This is a genomic window from Mycobacterium riyadhense (assembly GCF_963853645.1).
Lineage (GTDB): Bacteria > Actinomycetota > Actinomycetes > Mycobacteriales > Mycobacteriaceae > Mycobacterium > Mycobacterium riyadhense.
In genome coordinates this window covers 4,627,240-4,642,687 of the sequence record NZ_OY970456.1, presented here as the reverse complement: position 1 = coordinate 4,642,687, position 15,448 = coordinate 4,627,240, and the positions used below count along the sequence as shown (strand labels likewise).

General features: G+C 63.3%; 18 protein-coding genes and 2 pseudogenes. 9 read left to right on the top strand and 11 right to left on the bottom strand.

The features are described from left to right. Window positions 1-6: 6 nt before the first annotated feature. The 4 genes from AADZ78_RS20435 to mrf form a co-directional block, all read right to left on the bottom strand. Complete coding sequence (locus AADZ78_RS20435; RefSeq protein ID WP_085253151.1) at window positions 7-990, bottom strand: NAD-dependent epimerase/dehydratase family protein; 984 nt, start codon at window positions 988-990, stop codon at window positions 7-9. A gap of 442 nt (window positions 991-1,432) precedes the next feature. Then, window positions 1,433-2,965 carry a phospholipase C gene (locus tag AADZ78_RS20430; RefSeq protein ID WP_085253150.1) on the bottom strand — a complete coding sequence of 511 codons (1,533 nt, stop codon included), beginning with the start codon at window positions 2,963-2,965 and terminating at the stop codon, window positions 1,433-1,435. A gap of 165 nt (window positions 2,966-3,130) precedes the next feature. Then, window positions 3,131-3,388, bottom strand: coding sequence for a type B 50S ribosomal protein L31 (locus AADZ78_RS20425; protein WP_085253149.1), 258 nt, complete (start codon window positions 3,386-3,388; stop codon window positions 3,131-3,133). Then, window positions 3,385-4,581, bottom strand: a complete 1,197-nt coding sequence (gene mrf / locus AADZ78_RS20420; RefSeq protein ID WP_085253148.1) for a ribosome hibernation factor-recruiting GTPase MRF — start codon at window positions 4,579-4,581, stop codon at window positions 3,385-3,387. The genes AADZ78_RS20425 and mrf overlap by 4 nt, the downstream gene beginning before the upstream one ends. A gap of 109 nt (window positions 4,582-4,690) precedes the next feature. Between mrf and rpmB the strand changes: the two genes are divergently transcribed. Genes rpmB through rpsR form a run of 4 tightly spaced genes read left to right on the top strand, consistent with a single transcriptional unit; the run spans window position 4,691 to window position 5,661 of the window. Beyond that, window positions 4,691-4,927, top strand: a complete 237-nt coding sequence (gene rpmB, locus AADZ78_RS20415) for a 50S ribosomal protein L28 (RefSeq protein WP_085253147.1) — start codon at window positions 4,691-4,693, stop codon at window positions 4,925-4,927. Then, window positions 4,927-5,091, top strand: a complete 165-nt coding sequence (gene rpmG / locus AADZ78_RS20410) for a 50S ribosomal protein L33 (protein WP_085253146.1) — start codon at window positions 4,927-4,929, stop codon at window positions 5,089-5,091. The genes rpmB and rpmG overlap by 1 nt, the downstream gene beginning before the upstream one ends. Then, a complete protein-coding gene (rpsN, locus tag AADZ78_RS20405; RefSeq protein ID WP_085253145.1) occupies window positions 5,092-5,397 on the top strand; it encodes a 30S ribosomal protein S14 in 306 nt (101 codons plus the stop codon). It begins immediately after the preceding gene. Next, window positions 5,398-5,661, top strand: coding sequence for a 30S ribosomal protein S18 (rpsR, locus tag AADZ78_RS20400; protein WP_085253144.1), 264 nt, complete (start codon window positions 5,398-5,400; stop codon window positions 5,659-5,661). Here the strand turns inward: rpsR and AADZ78_RS29220 are convergent. Then, the gene (locus AADZ78_RS29220) at window positions 5,589-5,954 is read right to left on the bottom strand and encodes a DUF4190 domain-containing protein (RefSeq protein WP_239656821.1); all 366 of its coding nucleotides are present in this window, start codon (window positions 5,952-5,954) and stop codon (window positions 5,589-5,591) included. The genes rpsR and AADZ78_RS29220 overlap by 73 nt on opposite strands. Before the next feature lie 251 nt (window positions 5,955-6,205). Continuing rightward, the gene (locus AADZ78_RS20390; RefSeq protein ID WP_139829057.1) at window positions 6,206-7,798 is read right to left on the bottom strand and encodes a PucR family transcriptional regulator; all 1,593 of its coding nucleotides are present in this window, start codon (window positions 7,796-7,798) and stop codon (window positions 6,206-6,208) included. Between the two features lie 84 nt (window positions 7,799-7,882). Between AADZ78_RS20390 and pruA the strand changes: the two genes are divergently transcribed. The 4 genes and pseudogenes from pruA (at window position 7,883) to AADZ78_RS20370 (ending at window position 10,850) form a co-directional block, all read left to right on the top strand. Further along, window positions 7,883-9,514 carry an L-glutamate gamma-semialdehyde dehydrogenase gene (pruA, locus tag AADZ78_RS20385; RefSeq protein ID WP_085253142.1) on the top strand — a complete coding sequence of 544 codons (1,632 nt, stop codon included), beginning with the start codon at window positions 7,883-7,885 and terminating at the stop codon, window positions 9,512-9,514. Then, on the top strand, window positions 9,514-10,482 hold the full coding sequence (locus tag AADZ78_RS20380; RefSeq protein ID WP_085253141.1) for a proline dehydrogenase family protein: 969 nt from the start codon (window positions 9,514-9,516) through the stop codon (window positions 10,480-10,482). Before pruA ends, AADZ78_RS20380 begins: the two co-directional genes overlap by 1 nt. A gap of 10 nt (window positions 10,483-10,492) precedes the next feature. Beyond that, window positions 10,493-10,564, top strand: a pseudogene (locus AADZ78_RS29215) (hypothetical protein); the annotation flags it as partial. Next, a complete protein-coding gene (locus AADZ78_RS20370) occupies window positions 10,533-10,850 on the top strand; it encodes a PGRS repeat-containing protein (RefSeq protein WP_372510503.1) in 318 nt (105 codons plus the stop codon). The pseudogene AADZ78_RS29215 and the gene AADZ78_RS20370, both read left to right, overlap by 32 nt. Here AADZ78_RS20370 and AADZ78_RS20365 read toward each other — a convergent pair. From AADZ78_RS20365 to AADZ78_RS20345, 5 genes and pseudogenes are all read right to left on the bottom strand, one after another. Continuing rightward, window positions 10,847-11,461 carry a TetR/AcrR family transcriptional regulator gene (locus AADZ78_RS20365; RefSeq protein ID WP_085253138.1) on the bottom strand — a complete coding sequence of 205 codons (615 nt, stop codon included), beginning with the start codon at window positions 11,459-11,461 and terminating at the stop codon, window positions 10,847-10,849. The genes AADZ78_RS20370 and AADZ78_RS20365 overlap by 4 nt on opposite strands. After that, a complete protein-coding gene (locus AADZ78_RS20360) occupies window positions 11,461-11,907 on the bottom strand; it encodes a MaoC family dehydratase (RefSeq protein ID WP_085253160.1) in 447 nt (148 codons plus the stop codon). Before AADZ78_RS20360 ends, AADZ78_RS20365 begins: the two co-directional genes overlap by 1 nt. A 31-nt stretch (window positions 11,908-11,938) precedes the next feature. Further along, window positions 11,939-12,028 (bottom strand): annotated as a pseudogene (locus tag AADZ78_RS20355) (nucleic acid-binding protein); the annotation flags it as partial. Beyond that, complete coding sequence (locus AADZ78_RS20350) at window positions 12,028-12,570, bottom strand: FAS1-like dehydratase domain-containing protein (protein WP_085253137.1); 543 nt, start codon at window positions 12,568-12,570, stop codon at window positions 12,028-12,030. The pseudogene AADZ78_RS20355 and the gene AADZ78_RS20350, both read right to left, overlap by 1 nt. A 44-nt stretch (window positions 12,571-12,614) precedes the next feature. Further along, complete coding sequence (locus AADZ78_RS20345) at window positions 12,615-13,772, bottom strand: cytochrome P450 (protein WP_085253159.1); 1,158 nt, start codon at window positions 13,770-13,772, stop codon at window positions 12,615-12,617. A gap of 174 nt (window positions 13,773-13,946) precedes the next feature. Between AADZ78_RS20345 and AADZ78_RS20340 the strand changes: the two genes are divergently transcribed. Beyond that, window positions 13,947-15,419, top strand: a complete 1,473-nt coding sequence (locus tag AADZ78_RS20340) for an aldehyde dehydrogenase family protein (RefSeq protein ID WP_085253158.1) — start codon at window positions 13,947-13,949, stop codon at window positions 15,417-15,419. The last annotated feature ends 29 nt before the right edge of the window (window positions 15,420-15,448 follow it).

The window sequence follows — 15,448 nt, the reverse complement described above, 5'->3', positions numbered from 1 at the left end:
GGGGAATCACCGGGGAGACAAGACGCCACTGAACCCGTCTTGTTCGTAGGCGTACTGCGGCTGATCCTTCGCCCATTGGATATAGCGGTCGATGCCTTCCCAGATATCGACTTCGGGCCTGAATCCGATGCTCTTGGCAAGATCGATGTTGGCCGGGAAACGAGCGACTTCGCCGGCGCGCGCTTCGCGATGTGTGATTTTGGCGTCGAACTTTCCGGCGATGTACTCGACGATGTCCTTCACTCGGGTGTTCTTGCCGCTCGCGAAATTGATCGCCTGTCCGCGAAGCGCGGTGTTTTGCAATACCAGGTTGTATGCATTGACGATATCGCTTACGTACAGATAGTCGCGTGTTGCCGAACCGTCGCCGAAGATCGTGAGGTTTTCACCGTTGATGGCCTGACGGACGAGTCGCGGAATCAGCGCACCGAATCGCCCGGTTTTCTGGCGTACCCCGAAGATGTTGAATGGCCGAACAATCGTGACGTCAAGACCATAGGAGCGGTAGTAGGAGTAGCACAACCGATCGGCCGCCGCCTTGGAGGCGCCGTAGGGGCTGTTCGGTTTCAGCTCCGCCCTCTCGTCAAGAAGCTCGCCCTCCTTCAGATTGTGTCCGTCGCCGTACACTTCGCAGGTTGACACGTAGATCAACCGGTTCTTGTAGCGCCGTACCGCCTCTAGCACACGGTAGGTGCCCATCACGTTGGTTTCGAGAAAGCTCTCTGGATCACCGAGAGACTGGTCGACGTTGATATTGGCGGCCAGATGAAAAACGACGTGGTGCTCGCGCACTGCGCGATGGACCGTTTCTCCATCGGTCACCGAACCCGAGATAAAGGCAGCTCGCTCGTGCGAACGAAAGTCATTCGTGTTTCGGGTCGCACTCTTCGATGAGGTATTCAGGACAGTGACCCAATGCCCGTCGGCCAGTAGCGACTCGGATAGATGACTTCCCTGGAAGCCTGCGCCCCCTGTGACAAGTATTTCCATCTGGTTCGTCCCTCGCGTGTCATCCGTAAGGCGTGAGATTAATCGATGCTTGCGGCCCAGTCAGCGATCCGACTTGATACCAGTAAAGAAATTCTCACACCGCAGGTCAGGGCGGCTTTCCCGTCGACTGTGCTTGCGGCAATGATCGCGCTGGCCAGCCGCGGACGCGTCGATCTCAGTCACCAGAGCCGCGTCAGGTGCCGTTCTATCGAACATATGTACTGCTTGTCTGTTTATGTGGGCGAACACCGCAAGCCCTCCGGTCAGCGCAAACCCGCCGAATAGGCGGCACACGCCGAATGGTCGGGAAACCACGATCGAAACTCCTGATAAGGCCGCGGATAGTCCACCCGCCCACCGGACCACTGGCCTATGTCTGAGTGGACTGACGAAAAGCTGAAAGGGTTGTGAGGCTGGCGACCAGGCTGATCTCACTTTGGGTTCAGCAAAGACCGCTGGGAATCCCACGGACGGGCTGGGTTTCCTGAGTGGGCATCGCCTGCGGGAATGGCACCCGGTAGGGAATTGAAGTCTTGAGCGTCGACCCCAACACCGCGTTGGGAACACACTGCGGCAATTTCGGAATCGCGGACAGCACCGGATGGTCCAAATTCGGCCTCGACGGGTTAGGCGGGACCGCGAAGTTGAACGCCGAGGTCATATCGCCGACCGTCGCGTCTCGCCAGGCGCTGATGTTGGGAACCGGCACGCCAAACCGCGTGCTGATGAGTTTCAGCGTTGACGTGTGGTCGAAAACGTCATGGACCATCAGCGGGCCGCGGCTGTAGGGAGAAATGACGATGCAGGGGACGCGAAAACCCAAACCGATGGGACCCCGGATGCCGCCAGACCCCGAAACCGCGTTGATATCGGGGACCGTGACGTATTCGCCGGGCGTTCCCGGCGGCGGGGTAGGTGGGGTGACGTGGTCGAAGAAACCACCGTTTTCGTCGTAATTGACGATCAACGCGGTCTTCTCCCACACCGCCGGATTGGAAAGCAAGATCCGCAGCACATCCACAATCGCGACAGCGCCGACGGCCACCGGGAATGCGGGGTGTTCCGACAGCAGAAACCCCGGGAGCACCCACGAAACTTTGGGCAACCGGTTGGCTCTGACGTCAGCGGCGAAATCCGCGGGGTAGGTCGGGGCGATGCCAAAACGTGCCAGATTCGACCTCGGATCCCCGGCCTGCTTGAAGCAGTTGACAGCCCCGTTGTAGCCGATAGTCGTATTGTTGATGGCTCCCAGCAGCTTGTTCTGGTAGACCTTCCAACTAATCGCGGCGTCTTCGAGGTTCTCGGGCATGATGCGCCAGCTGTAACGCTGCAGCGGCTGGATGAAGGGCTCTTGCAGCACCGGGCCGCCGTTAGTGCCATCGGGGTCGATCGAGGCGCTCATCCAGTACAGCCGGTTGGGTGTCGTACCGCCCAGCAACGAACAAAAGTAGTGATCGCAAACCGTGAACGTGTCGGCCAGGAGGTAGTGGATGGGCAGGTCACGGCGCGTGTAGTAACCCATTGTCACCGCTACGTTGCCCGCCAGCGGAGAACTCGCGGCCTGGGCCGGAAGCCAACCGTCGTTAGCACCGCCGTTAAGCGACTGATGCATCGCGATCCAGCCGTGGTCAGGGTCATTGACGCATTCGCCGGCGACCAAGGGGCCGCGGGTGGTGTCGAAGCGGTACGGGATTGTGACGGCGGCGGGGTCAACCTTCTGCGTCTGCGGGTTCCAGCCCTTTTGCTGGAACGCCGGCGAGGGGTCGTTGAACCCCCGGATGCCGGAGAGTGCTCCGAAGTAGTGATCGAACGACCGGTTCTCTTGCATCAACAACACGATGTGTTCGATATCGGTCAAATGCCCCGAGCACGGGCCCGCCCCATAGGCCTTTTCGATCACCGGACCGGCCGCGGACAGGAAAGCTCCGGCGCTGGTAGCGGCGGCCGCTTTAGCGAAGAACTGTCTACGGGTCATTCCGTCGACGGGGTGTTCGCTCCCCAACGCACCCCTCCTTGACGGCCGTCAAATAAAGATTTCGGAGATCACCGTATAGGTACGGCACCGATTAGCCGCGATACACCCGAGTGCGTGTCGTGCTCGGATTCCGCTTATTTGCCGGAGGGGGGCAACTGGTTGCGCTTATTTCGCCTGCCCGTAACGTCGGTAGAACCGTTCCACGCGCCCGGCGGTGTCGAGGGTGCGGCGTGCGCCGGTCCAAAACGGATGCGAATCAGCCGACACCTCGACCACCACCAGGGGGTAAGTCTGCACGCCAGTTGGCGTTTCCCAGTCGATGGTGCGAGAGCCGGTGAGCGTGGAGCGGGTGAGAAACATGGTGCCAGTGTTGGCGTCTTGAAACACCACGGGGTGATAGTCGGGGTGGATGCCTGGCTTCATGTGGATTCTCCGTTGTTGCTATGGGCCGAAAATTCCCCGGCCGTGTCGGGCATCTCGTGGCATGGGTCTTCATGCCAGTCGCCAAACGGGTCGTCGTAGCGTTTCCAGCGCTGCGGATCGGCCATTTCCTCGTCGTTCAGCAAGGCGGCATGCAAAGCAGCTGTGATGTCGGCGGGGTCGGCGCCGCACACCAGGACCGTCATCGCGGTGTGCCGGTCACCGAAGTGGTACTCCCACATCAGCTCGGCGAACAAGCGCCGTTCCGGGTCGACGTAGGCCACCTCCGAGGCGGTCATGGCCGCCAACCACTTTCCGGCCGACGCGACTCTTAGGCCGCCGCCCGCTGATTCGAGCCACATGACCTGATCGGAACGGTTGGCAAGCCATAGCCGACCGCGGGTTCGCACCACTTTGTCCAGGAGCACATCGACCGCGGCATGCAGGCGCTGCGGATGAAACGGGCGGCGGGCATTGAACTCCACGATCGCGACCCCTCCATCGCCGCCAAGCGGAGGCATGCCGGCCAGCAGCGGAGCATGCGGGCTATCGCTGTCGCCTCGTCGCGAACCGTCGTCCTGGTTCGCCAGCGCCAGCTCGAGGCGGTCGACGCCGACGGTGATCCGCGCTCGCGGAGCAAGGCGCCGCAGGACGGCGAGCGTGACGGGCTCCGGGTGGGTCAAAACGACCACATCGGCGAACTCGGCTTGGCAGACGGCGACTTGGGCCACCGTGCGTCCGTCCGACAATTCGCCGTCGCTCAGCGCTTGTGGCAGCCATTTGGCGGAGTCCACACAGGTCACGACGCCGGCAATCCGCACATCGCGGGCTGCCGGTCCGTCAGCGTAGCCGGGTCCGACACGTACGCGAACGTGGTTTATTGCCCAACAGATTGGTTCGGGTTCCAACCATGGCGCCAGGTGCACGACGATTCGGTTCACATTGTCGCGCCGGGACAGTTTGCGCAACAGCACCAGCAGGTCGTTGCGGACGGTGCACGACACACAGCCGCGCGTCAACTCCAGGGCCTCCTCGACGCTGGCCAACTCACCGCCGCTCAGAGTGATGATTGTGCGGCGCACCACGTGGCCATCGAAGCGGTGCTCGACGACCGCGGTTCCCGGCCGAAGTAACAGAGTCCCAGTCACCTCGTCGGTATCGCCCTGACCCGACACCAGTAGCACGGGAGTCCGCATCCTCACCCCTTATTGAAAATCGTTGTCATTAAGCTATGGCCACGCTACAGTGCCATGCGAAGCTTGTCGAAAACAATTTTCAATTAGACGGTTGCGATAGGAGGCTGCCATGTCCGCGCGCTGCCAAGTCACCGGCCGCACTGTGGGTTTCGGCAACACGGTGTCGCACTCGCACCGCCGCACGCGACGGCGTTGGTCACCCAACCTGCAGCGCAAGACCTATTACTTGCCGTCAGAGGACCGGCGCATCACGCTGCGGGTCAGCGCGAAAGGCATCAAGGTGATCGATCGCGATGGCATCGAAGCCGTGGTTGTCCGGTTGCGCAGATCAGGTGAGCGCATCTGATGGCGCAAAACCAGGCTCGGCCAATCGTCAAGCTGCGCTCGACCGCGGGCACCGGCTACACCTATGTCACTCGCAAGAATCGGCGCAACAATCCCGACCGGCTCACGCTGACCAAATACGACCCGGTGATCCGCCGGCACGTGCAGTTTCGAGAAGAACGCTGAATGGCCAAGAAATCCAAGATCATCAAAAATGCACAGCGGCACGCGGTCGTTGCCCGCTACGCGGAGCGGCGCGCCGAACTCAAGCAGATAATTCGTTCGCCCGCCAGTACCTTCGAGGAAAAGTTGGCTGCGCAACGCGCGCTTTCCCGGCAGCCCCGGGACGCCAGTCCGGTGCGACTGCGAAACCGCGATGCCGTCGACGGTCGTCCGCGTGGGCACTTGCGCAAGTTCGGCCTGTCGCGGCTTCGAATGCGCGAGCTGGCTCATGCGGGCCAGTTGCCCGGCATACGTAAGGCGAGCTGGTAGATGGGCCGCAAATCGAATCGCAACCGACGGGCCGGCCAAACCGAGCCGAAACGCGCCAAGGCGAATCTGCTCAACGCCGTCGGCCTCAAAGAGGTTGACTACAAAGACGTCGCCACGTTGCGGATGTTTATCTCCGAGCGAGGCAAGATCCGATCCCGCGGGGTAACCGGCTTGACCGTTCAGCAGCAGCGTCAGGTAGCCACGGCGGTCAAAAATGCTCGCGAGATGGCGCTGCTACCGTATCCCAGCTCCGCGCCGCGATAACACGAGATCGACTGCGGTTCGGCGAATGCCACCATGGCGGGCTCGGACCGGTGATATCTGTGGTGGTGGGTTTCGTCGTTCCTGGACGCTATCGCCCCGATGAACAAAAGGATTACCAGCAAGGCGATTTCGCATCCGCTGATCGCTATTCCGGCGACGGCCAAACCACGACCACCTTCACCGGACTGCTTGATTTGATTCAAGGCGATAATGCCGAAGACCAACCCTAGGATGGGCCCAATTCCGAGACATAGCAACCCGACCAAGGAAGAAACCAGGGACGCAATGGCCATCGTATTCGTGCGGGCGCCGGGTGGTAGGGGATAACCGGGCGGCGAATAGCCATAACCTGGGGGTCCCGGCGGCGGATAACCGTAGCCGCCTGGCGGTGGTGGATAGCCGTAGCCACCGGGCGGTGGGGGATAGTTAGGCGGTTGGTCCGTCACGAGCACCTCCACGGGTCACGGCCGCACGTATGAATTTGCTGAGATCGAGCGGCACACACTTTACTCCGCGCGCCCAACTGTGTCGCCGGCCAAGGGCGCTACGGTCTCTCCAAGACCCGCAGGCCGAGTGAAAACAGCAGCCGCACATCGGGATCGGCGAGCGAAGTCGACAACAGCTTCTCAATGCGCCGCACTCGGTAACGAACGGTATTGGGATGCACCTGAAGTGATTGCGCGGCAGCGCCGATGTCGCCGAAGCTGTCCAGATAGGCCCGCAGCGTCTCGGCCAGCACCGGATCCTGGGTGCGCAGGCCGCGAACCCTTGGGTCCACGAGCCGTGTATCGGCGCCGACCAGGGTGACGATTTCGTCGAGCAGCACTGTGGTACGAGCTTCTGCTAACGATGTCACCTGGCCTATCGAGATTGGGTGGCGCTCAGCGCTATCCAGCACGCGATCCACCTCGGTGCGTGCCGCTGCGACCGCGGCCAATCCGGCAACCGGCGCGGCGATGGCGGCCCGCAAGTCGACACCGAGCTCGGTACGCAGCGCAGCGATCGTGCCGCGGGCCCACGAGTTGACCGACCGGGCTGTCGCAGTATGTGGTAACAGCACATAGATCCGTGAGCCGTTCGACGCGACCTGGGCATCCCGGCGAAAAGCGCTGGCGCTCAGGGCCAAGACGTCGGCGAGCCGAGCTCGGCTGTCGGCGGTGTCGAAGCCGATCAATGCGGCGTTGCCGTCGGCGGCGATGCCGAGTTCGCGGGCGACGACGGCCACGTCACCGCTCTGTGGACCGGATTCGGTGTCGGTCAATCCCAGCAGCTGCTGCACCCGCCGCGCATGCGTCGACGGCCGAGCCGCCAGCCGCGACATGATCCGAGCGGCCAACACCGCTGCGCCCCGCAACATCTCGTCGGCGTCGTCGGCCAGCGGTTGCGACCCTTGCTGTACCCAGATGGTGCCGGCGAATGCGGGTGGCCTTCGGGCACCGATCGCCGGCTGATGAATGCCAATCGCCAGCCGGGGACGCAGACCCAACTCCGGCCGTTCGGCTACGCGCACCACCTCGTCACCGGCCCGCAGCGCATCGAAGATGCCCCACTGGTCAAGCCACCTCAAGTGCTCGGGTGGACCGGCGCGGCCAAGGATGGACAGCCGCCGCAGCTCGTCGGCTCCGTCGTTGGAAGCCGAATAGGCCAGCACGTGCGATTGGGCGTCTTCGATGCTGACCATGCCGTGGATGCGGTCGGCTAAGGACTGTGCCAGACCGAACAGATCGGTCCCTGAGTCGTCGGTCGCACGGTCTCGGTGATGCTCCAAGACATGATTGACCAATTGGTAGACGCGTTCCCAGCGCGCCTGAGGCTCTACGGCCACTACCGCCGACCCGGCCCGGACCGCTTTACCCACCAGCGCGTCGGACGGTTGCTTGACGAAGATCGCCACGGGCGGCCGGATGCGTGCTTGCCCGTCGATCCATCGCAACGCCTCATTGTTGGTGACGCCCAGCAGGAAAAAGACATCGGCCGAACCCGCCGCGGGCGCCAGGCCCAGCCGGACATCGTCGGAATCGATCAGTGCCGCCGACGCCACCGGAAGGTCCATGCCACGCGGAGCGTCTACCAGGCTGACCATCGTCGCATCCAGGGCAAGCAGCAACTGGCCCAGCCCGACACCAGCCACTCGCATATTGTCTGATTTTACTAGCAACCGGACCTGATATTGTCCGATCGGCCAATCGATTGGGATCGCCCAGCGGGGATCCTGGCAAGCATGGACGCGATAACCCAGGTGCCGATGCCGGCCAACGAGCCGGTCCACGACTATGCGCCAAAATCCCCCGAACGCACCCGGCTGCGTGCCGAACTGACAATGTTGGCCGATCATCCGATCGATCTCCCGCACGTCATCGGCGGCAGCCACCGGATGGGCGACGGCGAATCGATAGACGTCGTCCAGCCGCACCGGCACGCCGCGAAGCTGGGCACGCTGACCAATGCCACCCACGCCGATGCCACAGCTGCCATAGACGCCGCCATGGCGGCGAAAAATAGCTGGGCTGCAATGCCTTTCGACGAACGGGCCGCGGTGTTTTTGCGCGCGGCCGATCTGCTGGCCGGACCGTGGCGCGAAACGATCGCCGCCGCAACGATGCTCGGCCAATCCAAGTCCGTGTACCAGGCCGAGATCGACGCACCGTGCGAGCTGATCGACTTCTGGCGGTTCAACGTCGCCTTCGCCCAACGGATCCTGGCCCAGCAGCCGATCAGCGGTCCAGGTGAATGGAACCGCAGCGATTACCGCCCGCTGGACGGTTTCGTCTACGCGATCACGCCGTTCAACTTCACCTCGATCGCCGGCAATCTACCGACTGCGCCGGCCCTGATGGGCAACACCGTCGTGTGGAAGCCGTCGATCACGCAGTCGCTGTCGGCGTACCTGCTGATGAAGCTGCTCGAGACCGCGGGGCTGCCGCCCGGTGTGATCAACCTGGTTGCCGGTGACGGCTTCGCGGTTTCCGATGTGGCACTGACCGATCCGCGGTTGTCTGGCATCCACTTCACCGGTTCCACCGCTACGTTTCAGCACCTGTGGCAACGGGTGGGGGCCAATATTGGCCGCTACCACAGCTATCCGCGGCTGGTCGGCGAGACCGGTGGTAAAGACTTCGTCGTTGCCCACGCGTCGGCGCGCCCGGATGTCCTGTGCACCGCCTTGATCCGCGGCGCTTTCGACTACCAAGGCCAGAAATGCTCCGCGGCCTCGCGGGCGTTCATTGCGCATTCGGTATGGCAACGGATGGGCGATGCGTTCCTGGGCACGGCCGCCGAGCTGCCATACGGGGATATCACCGACCTGACCAATTACGGTGGCGCGCTGATCGACCAGCGAGCCTTTGTCAAGAACGTCGACGCCATCGAACGCGCCAAGGGCGCCGCCGGGGTCACGATCGCGGTCGGTGGTGAATACGACGACAGCGTCGGATATTTCGTGCGACCCACCGTGCTGCTGTCCGACGACCCGACCGACGAGTCCTTCGCCACCGAATACTTCGGACCGCTGCTGTCGGTGCATGTCTACCCCGACGACCAATACGAACGGGTCCTCGGACTCATCGACACCGGATCCCGGTACGCGCTCACCGGTGCGGTCATCGCGGACGACCGCGATGCGGTGCTGACCGCGCAGGACCGGCTCCGGTTCGCGGCCGGCAACTTCTATATCAACGACAAGCCGACGGGAGCGGTGGTCGGGCGTCAGCCGTTCGGCGGTTCGCGCGGATCGGGCACCAACGACAAGGCCGGATCGCTGATGAATCTGCTGCGCTGGACATCGGCGCGCACCATCAAGGAGACATTCGTCCCGGCCACCGACCACACCTACCCGCACATGGCGGCCGACTGATGACCCGCTTGTTCGCGCACACCGTGCGCCCTGCCCTGCTGGTGGCCAGCCGGGCCGACCGGTTGCGTCGGATCGTCGAGCGGTCACCGGTCACCCGCAGCGTGGTCCGCAGGTTCGTGCCGGGCGACTCGCTCGATGATGTCCTGGGATGCGTTGCTGCACTCCGTGATTCGGGCCGCTACGTCAGCGTTGACTACCTGGGCGAAAATGTCACCGACGTCGGCGACGCTGCCGCCTCGGTGCAGGCATACCTTGACCTTCTCGATGCGCTGGGCCGGCGAAGCGATACCGCCGGCGACGGGGTGCGGCCATTAGAGGTATCGCTCAAGCTTTCCGCGCTCGGGCAGGCGCTCGACCATGACGGTCCGAAGATCGCACTGGACAATGCCCGCACGGTTTGCGAACGCGCCCAGCAGGTAGGTGTCTGGGTAACGGTGGACGCCGAGGACCACAGCACCACCGATTCAACGTTGTCGATCTCGGGCGACCTCCGCGTCGATTTTCCTTGGCTGGGCACGGTTTTACAGGCGTACCTGAGGCGCACGTTTGGCGATTGCGAGGAGCTGGCCACCGTCGGTGCGCGGGTCCGTTTGTGCAAGGGCGCCTACGAGGAGCCCGCATCGGTGGCCTACCGGAACGGCGCCGAGATCACCGACTCGTACCTGAAGTGCCTTCGGGTACTGATGGCGGGGTCGGGCTATCCGATGGTCGCTACCCACGACCCGTCGCTGATTGCGGCGGTGCCTGCAATGGCTCGCGAATCAGGCCGTGGGGCTGGTGATTTCGAATACCAGATGCTGTATGGCATCCGCGACGATGAACAGCGGCGGCTGGCCGCTTCCGGTAACCAGGTGCGGGTTTACGTTCCGTTCGGTACGCAGTGGTACGGGTACTTCATGCGGCGACTGGCCGAGCGGCCGGCAAATCTAGCGTTTTTCGCCCGGGCGCTAGCCGAACGTCAGCGATAACATCTCGGTTGTGCTCGCTCAACCCGAGGCGCTAGCGGCGGCGGTAGCCGATCTGTCGGACATCGGTTCGGCGATCCGCGCGGCAACCGCGGCGGGGCTCAGGCGGAGTCGGCGGAAATGGTGGGGATAGCCCCATCGTGGCCGGAGCGGGCGGTAATGGCGGTGACGGCGGGCTGCTCTACGGTAACGGCGGCACCGGCGGCAACTCCCCTGCCGGCGCCGGCACCGGCAACAACGGCGGCGACGGCGGCGACGCGGTGCTGATTGGCAATGGCGGCAACGGCGGAACCGGCAGCGGGCAGCAGCACGGCGGCGCCGGCGGCGCCGGGGGCCGATTCTTCGGCAGCAACGGGTTAGACGGGGGTTAGGCCCGCCGCGGCCGGTAGCGATCACTGGCGAAGCCGCGCACCACGTGCGCGCGCACAAATTCCTCGACGACCTCGGGATTGTCCATGTCGAGGGTCGACGACGGAGTGCTGAACAGCGAGAACAATATTCGCGCGAACCACTCGCCGGCAGGCTCGATGTCGAGGTCCTTGCGAACCTCGCCGGTGAGCTTGGCCGCCGATAGGTAGGGCGCGAAGAAGTCCACGCATTCGCGCAGCAGCACGGCCGCGTCTTTGGTCAGCAGCAGACTGATTGCCTCTTCGTCAAAGTACTTTTCGGAGGCTATCGCGCGCCGCGCCTGGGTCACGAATACCGCTGCGAGGCTGAGCTTTTCTTCCAGGGAACTGCCCCAGCTCATGGCCTTGGACATCTCTCGGTAGAACTGCTCGGAAGCATGCTCGGCGCAGGCTTCCAGAATGGCGGCCTTGTCGCTGAAGTACTCGTAGACGGTGCTTCGCGAGACATTGGCCGCTCTGGCGATATCGACGATCGTCGCCTTTTGCAATCCCTGTTTACGGAAACAGGCATACGCGGACTCGACGATGAGCTCTCGGGTATCGGTTCCTGGGGGAAAAGCAGAAGCTTGGGTCATCAGGGCGCCAGGCCGACCCCGTCGAGCAGGCTGAGCACCGCCGTGCCCGACACGTGATTGCCAAGGCTGTTGGCGCCCTGGAAGGTTACCTCGACGAAGTTCTCGCCGGCTTCCCCTTCGGACTTCCCCGTCACACTGCCGGTGAAGCACAGCGGATCGTCGGGAAAGCACGGTACCCCAAGCCGAATCGACAGGTTCTTGACCATCGCTTCGGATCCTGCCCAGTCGGTGAGGAACCGGACGCAATACCCATTGGTGGTCAGGATGTTCATGAACAGGTTCGGCGAGCCCTGCTTGTTGGCGTAGTCGCGGTCGTGGTGTACCGGCATGAAGTCACGCGACGCGATCGCCCCGGCGACGATCATCGTTGTGGTGATTGGGATCTCCAGGGGTGTCACTTCGTCACCGACGGATATGTCGGCCCACTTCAGGGTCGTGGTGGTCATCATAGGCGCCCTTTCACGTATGTGCTGCTGTGCAGCGCTGGATCAGGAGCTTGTCCTCGCGCAGGCCATTCCAGAAGAATTCTGTATCCAGGCTGATCGCCGGGGCCAGCCGGGTCGCCATCAGCGCTTCGGCCTGAATCGCAACACCCGAAATCGTTGCCGCCCCAGCACTTCTCCGTGCTGGTCGGTGTAGGTCGTCAGCCAAGTCAAAAAGAACCCGGTGCCCAGCGCCGTCTTCTTCTCGTCGGAAACCGATTCGTACACCGTCGTCGCGCTGATGACATCGCCCAGCCGAGGGTAGCGTTCGATCTCGAACTCCGAGTTCGTCGCCACCGTGCTGGTGTACCCGGCCTCGTCGAGGAATGCCGTTGGGTTGGTTTGGATTTCCACCGGTGCGCCGCCCCGGTCACCGATCCCTTCCAGTTTCGGTGACGGCATCGTCCAGGTTTGCAGCATCACCGGCGGCGACACGATGCCACCGAACCGCGACGAGGCCGCAAAGTCCGGGTCGAGGTAGACGGGATTCATGTCGTCGAGCGCATGCGCCCAATGCCGAATCATCGGCTGGTTGACCGGATCCGGTGCCACCGATGGCTTTCCGGTACCGCCGGTGGGCCGGCCGACCAGCGCCCGCACCTTGGCTTGAACCTCCGAGTCGGTCATCTAGGCAGATCCTCCTGCTCAGGGCTGTATTCGTGTTCCACCGCTTAAGATCCCAGCCTTACCGGCATCCGTTTGACCCCGGGCACCATGGTGGCCCGCACCCGGCTCACGTCGCCAACCAGCTCGAGTCGCGGAAAGCGGCGTAACAGCTCGTCGAACAACACGCACGCCTCGAGTCGCGCCAATTGCGCGCCCAGACAGGAATGTTCACCGCACCCAAACGCAATATGCGGGTTGGGATGGCGGGTCACCTTGAACTCTTCGGAGTCGTCACCGAAGACGTCCTCGTCGCGGTTGGCGGACCCGTAGAGCATCACCACCACATCGCCTTGCCGGATCAGCTGACCGCGGATCTCGACGTCGACCGTCGCGGTGCGCGCCATGTGCACCACCGGGCTGTTCCAGCGCAGCATCTCTTCGACGGCGCCCGGGATCAGGGCAGGATCGTCGACCAACAGGCGGCATTGCTCGGGGTGCTCGATCAGCGCCTGGGTGCCCAGCGCGATCAGGTTGCGGGTGGTCTCGTTGCCTGCCACCAACAGCAGAAACGCGAAGTTGACCAGTTCGTCGTCGCACAGCGATTGCCCGTCGATCTCGGCGTTGACCAGGATCGAGAGCATGTCGTCGCGCGCTTGGACGCGCCGATCGCAGATCAGCTTCTGGAAGTACTCGTAGAGCTGGCCGATGGCCACGAAGGTATCGAGCTCGATCTCGGGGTCGGCGGTCCCGGTGGTCGCGTCCGACCAGGCCCGGAATTGCTCCCAGTCATCGGGCGGGGCGCCGAGCAGTTCGGCGATGATGCGGGTGGGCAGCGGAGCGGCGATCTCTTCGGCGAATTCGTGGGTGGAACCGGGGTCGATGCCGTCGAGGATCCCGCGCACTATCTCGCGGATTTTCGGCTCCAGGATGGCCACCTGCCGCCGGGTGAACCCCGAGTTGATCAGTTTGCGCAACTGCCGGTGCCGCGGCGGATCGCTGAAGATCAGGCTGCCCTTTTGCACCGGGTTCGTCAGCGCCGGGTCGGGAATGGTGATGCCGTTGGCCGAGGAGAACATGGCCGGGTTGATCGACACGAAGCGGATATCTTCGTACTTCAGCAGCGCCCAGAAATTGGTGACGTCGTTCCAACACACCGGCGCCGTCGCGCGCAGCTCCTTGAACGCCGGATAGGGATTGCCGGCGTAGAAATCGGGGGAGTGCAGTGGGAACTTGGTGGTGTGCACGGCGACCCTCCCGGAAGCTGCGATCCGACAGATTAGCGTTATCTGTCTTGTGAGTCGTGTCTACTCCGCATGGGTTAGCACTGTCAATTGACGCACCGGTCCGACGGGTGTACACCAAGTGTTTAGATGACCGACGATCGGGTGGGGAAGAAAATGGCCGAGTCTATTGGGCTTCTCGACACGTACCAGCTCTACATCGATGGACGGTGGGTCGAGCCGGAGGACGGTCGCTACGACGACGTCTCCCCGGCGACCGAGGCGGTCATCGCCACCGCGCCCGATGCCAGCGTCGGCCAGGTCGGTGACGCGATCGCCGCCGCGCGGCGCGCATTCGACGACGGGCCGTGGGGCTCGACGTCTCCGCAGGAGCGCGCCGGTTGTCTCACTCAGCTCGGCGATGCGCTGCTCCAGCACAACGACGAGCTTTTCGCGCTGTCCCAAGTCGAGTGGGGTTGCATCGCCAATGAGCGCGTGATGCAGGTCGACGGCGCGGGGTACATGTCCATGCACGCCGCTCAGCTCGCCGCGAAGCTGGCCGACGAGCCGATTACCGGAATCGGTGCCGGATCGACGTTGTTGCGGTACGAGCCGCTGGGCGTCGTATCGATTCTGACGCCGTGGAACTTCCCGCACTGCCTTAACGTCATGAAGGTCAACAACGCGCTGGCCGCGGGCAATACCGTCGTGCTCAAACCCTCGCCGCTGACGCCGCTTGCCGGGCTCGCGCTGGCGTGGATCATCGACGAGTACACCGACATTCCGCCGGGTGTTGTCAATGTCGTCACGCCGTCGCGTGTCGAGGCCTCGAAACTGCTCACCACCGACCCGAGAATCGACATGGTCAGCTTTACCGGCAGCTCGGCCGTCGGTTGTGAGGTGATGTCCGCCGCGGGTCAAACCATGAAGCGCATCTTGCTGGAATGCGGCGGGAAGTCGGCAAGCATCGTCTTGGACGACACCGAGCTGACGGATCGAACGCTCGAACAGATGCTGTTCGATTGCTGCTCACTGCACGCCGGACAGGCTTGCATCCTGCACAGCCGGCTGCTGCTTCCCGAATCGATGCACGATGAGGTTGTCGATCGGCTTGTCGTGCTGGCGCGTGACGTAAAGGTCGGTGACCCAACGGATCCGGACGTGCAAATGGGGCCGCTGATCAGTGCGGCACAGCGCGACCGGGTTGCGGCACACGTCAGCGGGGCGGTCCACGACGGCGCCAAACTGATGACCGGTGGCGGCCGACCAGCCGGACTGGATGTCGGCTTCTATTACGAGCCAACGATTCTCACCGACGTCGACCCGGATTCGACTGTCGCGCAAGAAGAGGTGTTCGGGCCGGTGTTGAGCGTGCTGCGCTATCGTGACGACGACGACGCGGTGGCGATCGCCAACAACTCTCGGTACGGACTTTCCGGTGCGGTATGGGGTGCCGACGTGGACCGAGCCACCGGTGTTGCTCGCCGCATTCGCACCGGCCAGATCGCGGTCAACGGTTGCGGTCCGGGAGATGCGCCGTTCGGTGGTTTCAAGCTGAGCGGGTTCGGCCGTGAGGGCGGCGGAATTCGTGGATTGCATCAGTACATGGAGCCGAAGGCCATCGGGATTCCGCTTTCAGCGCGAGCGTAACGCCACTGCGATCCCCCGGATGATGCACC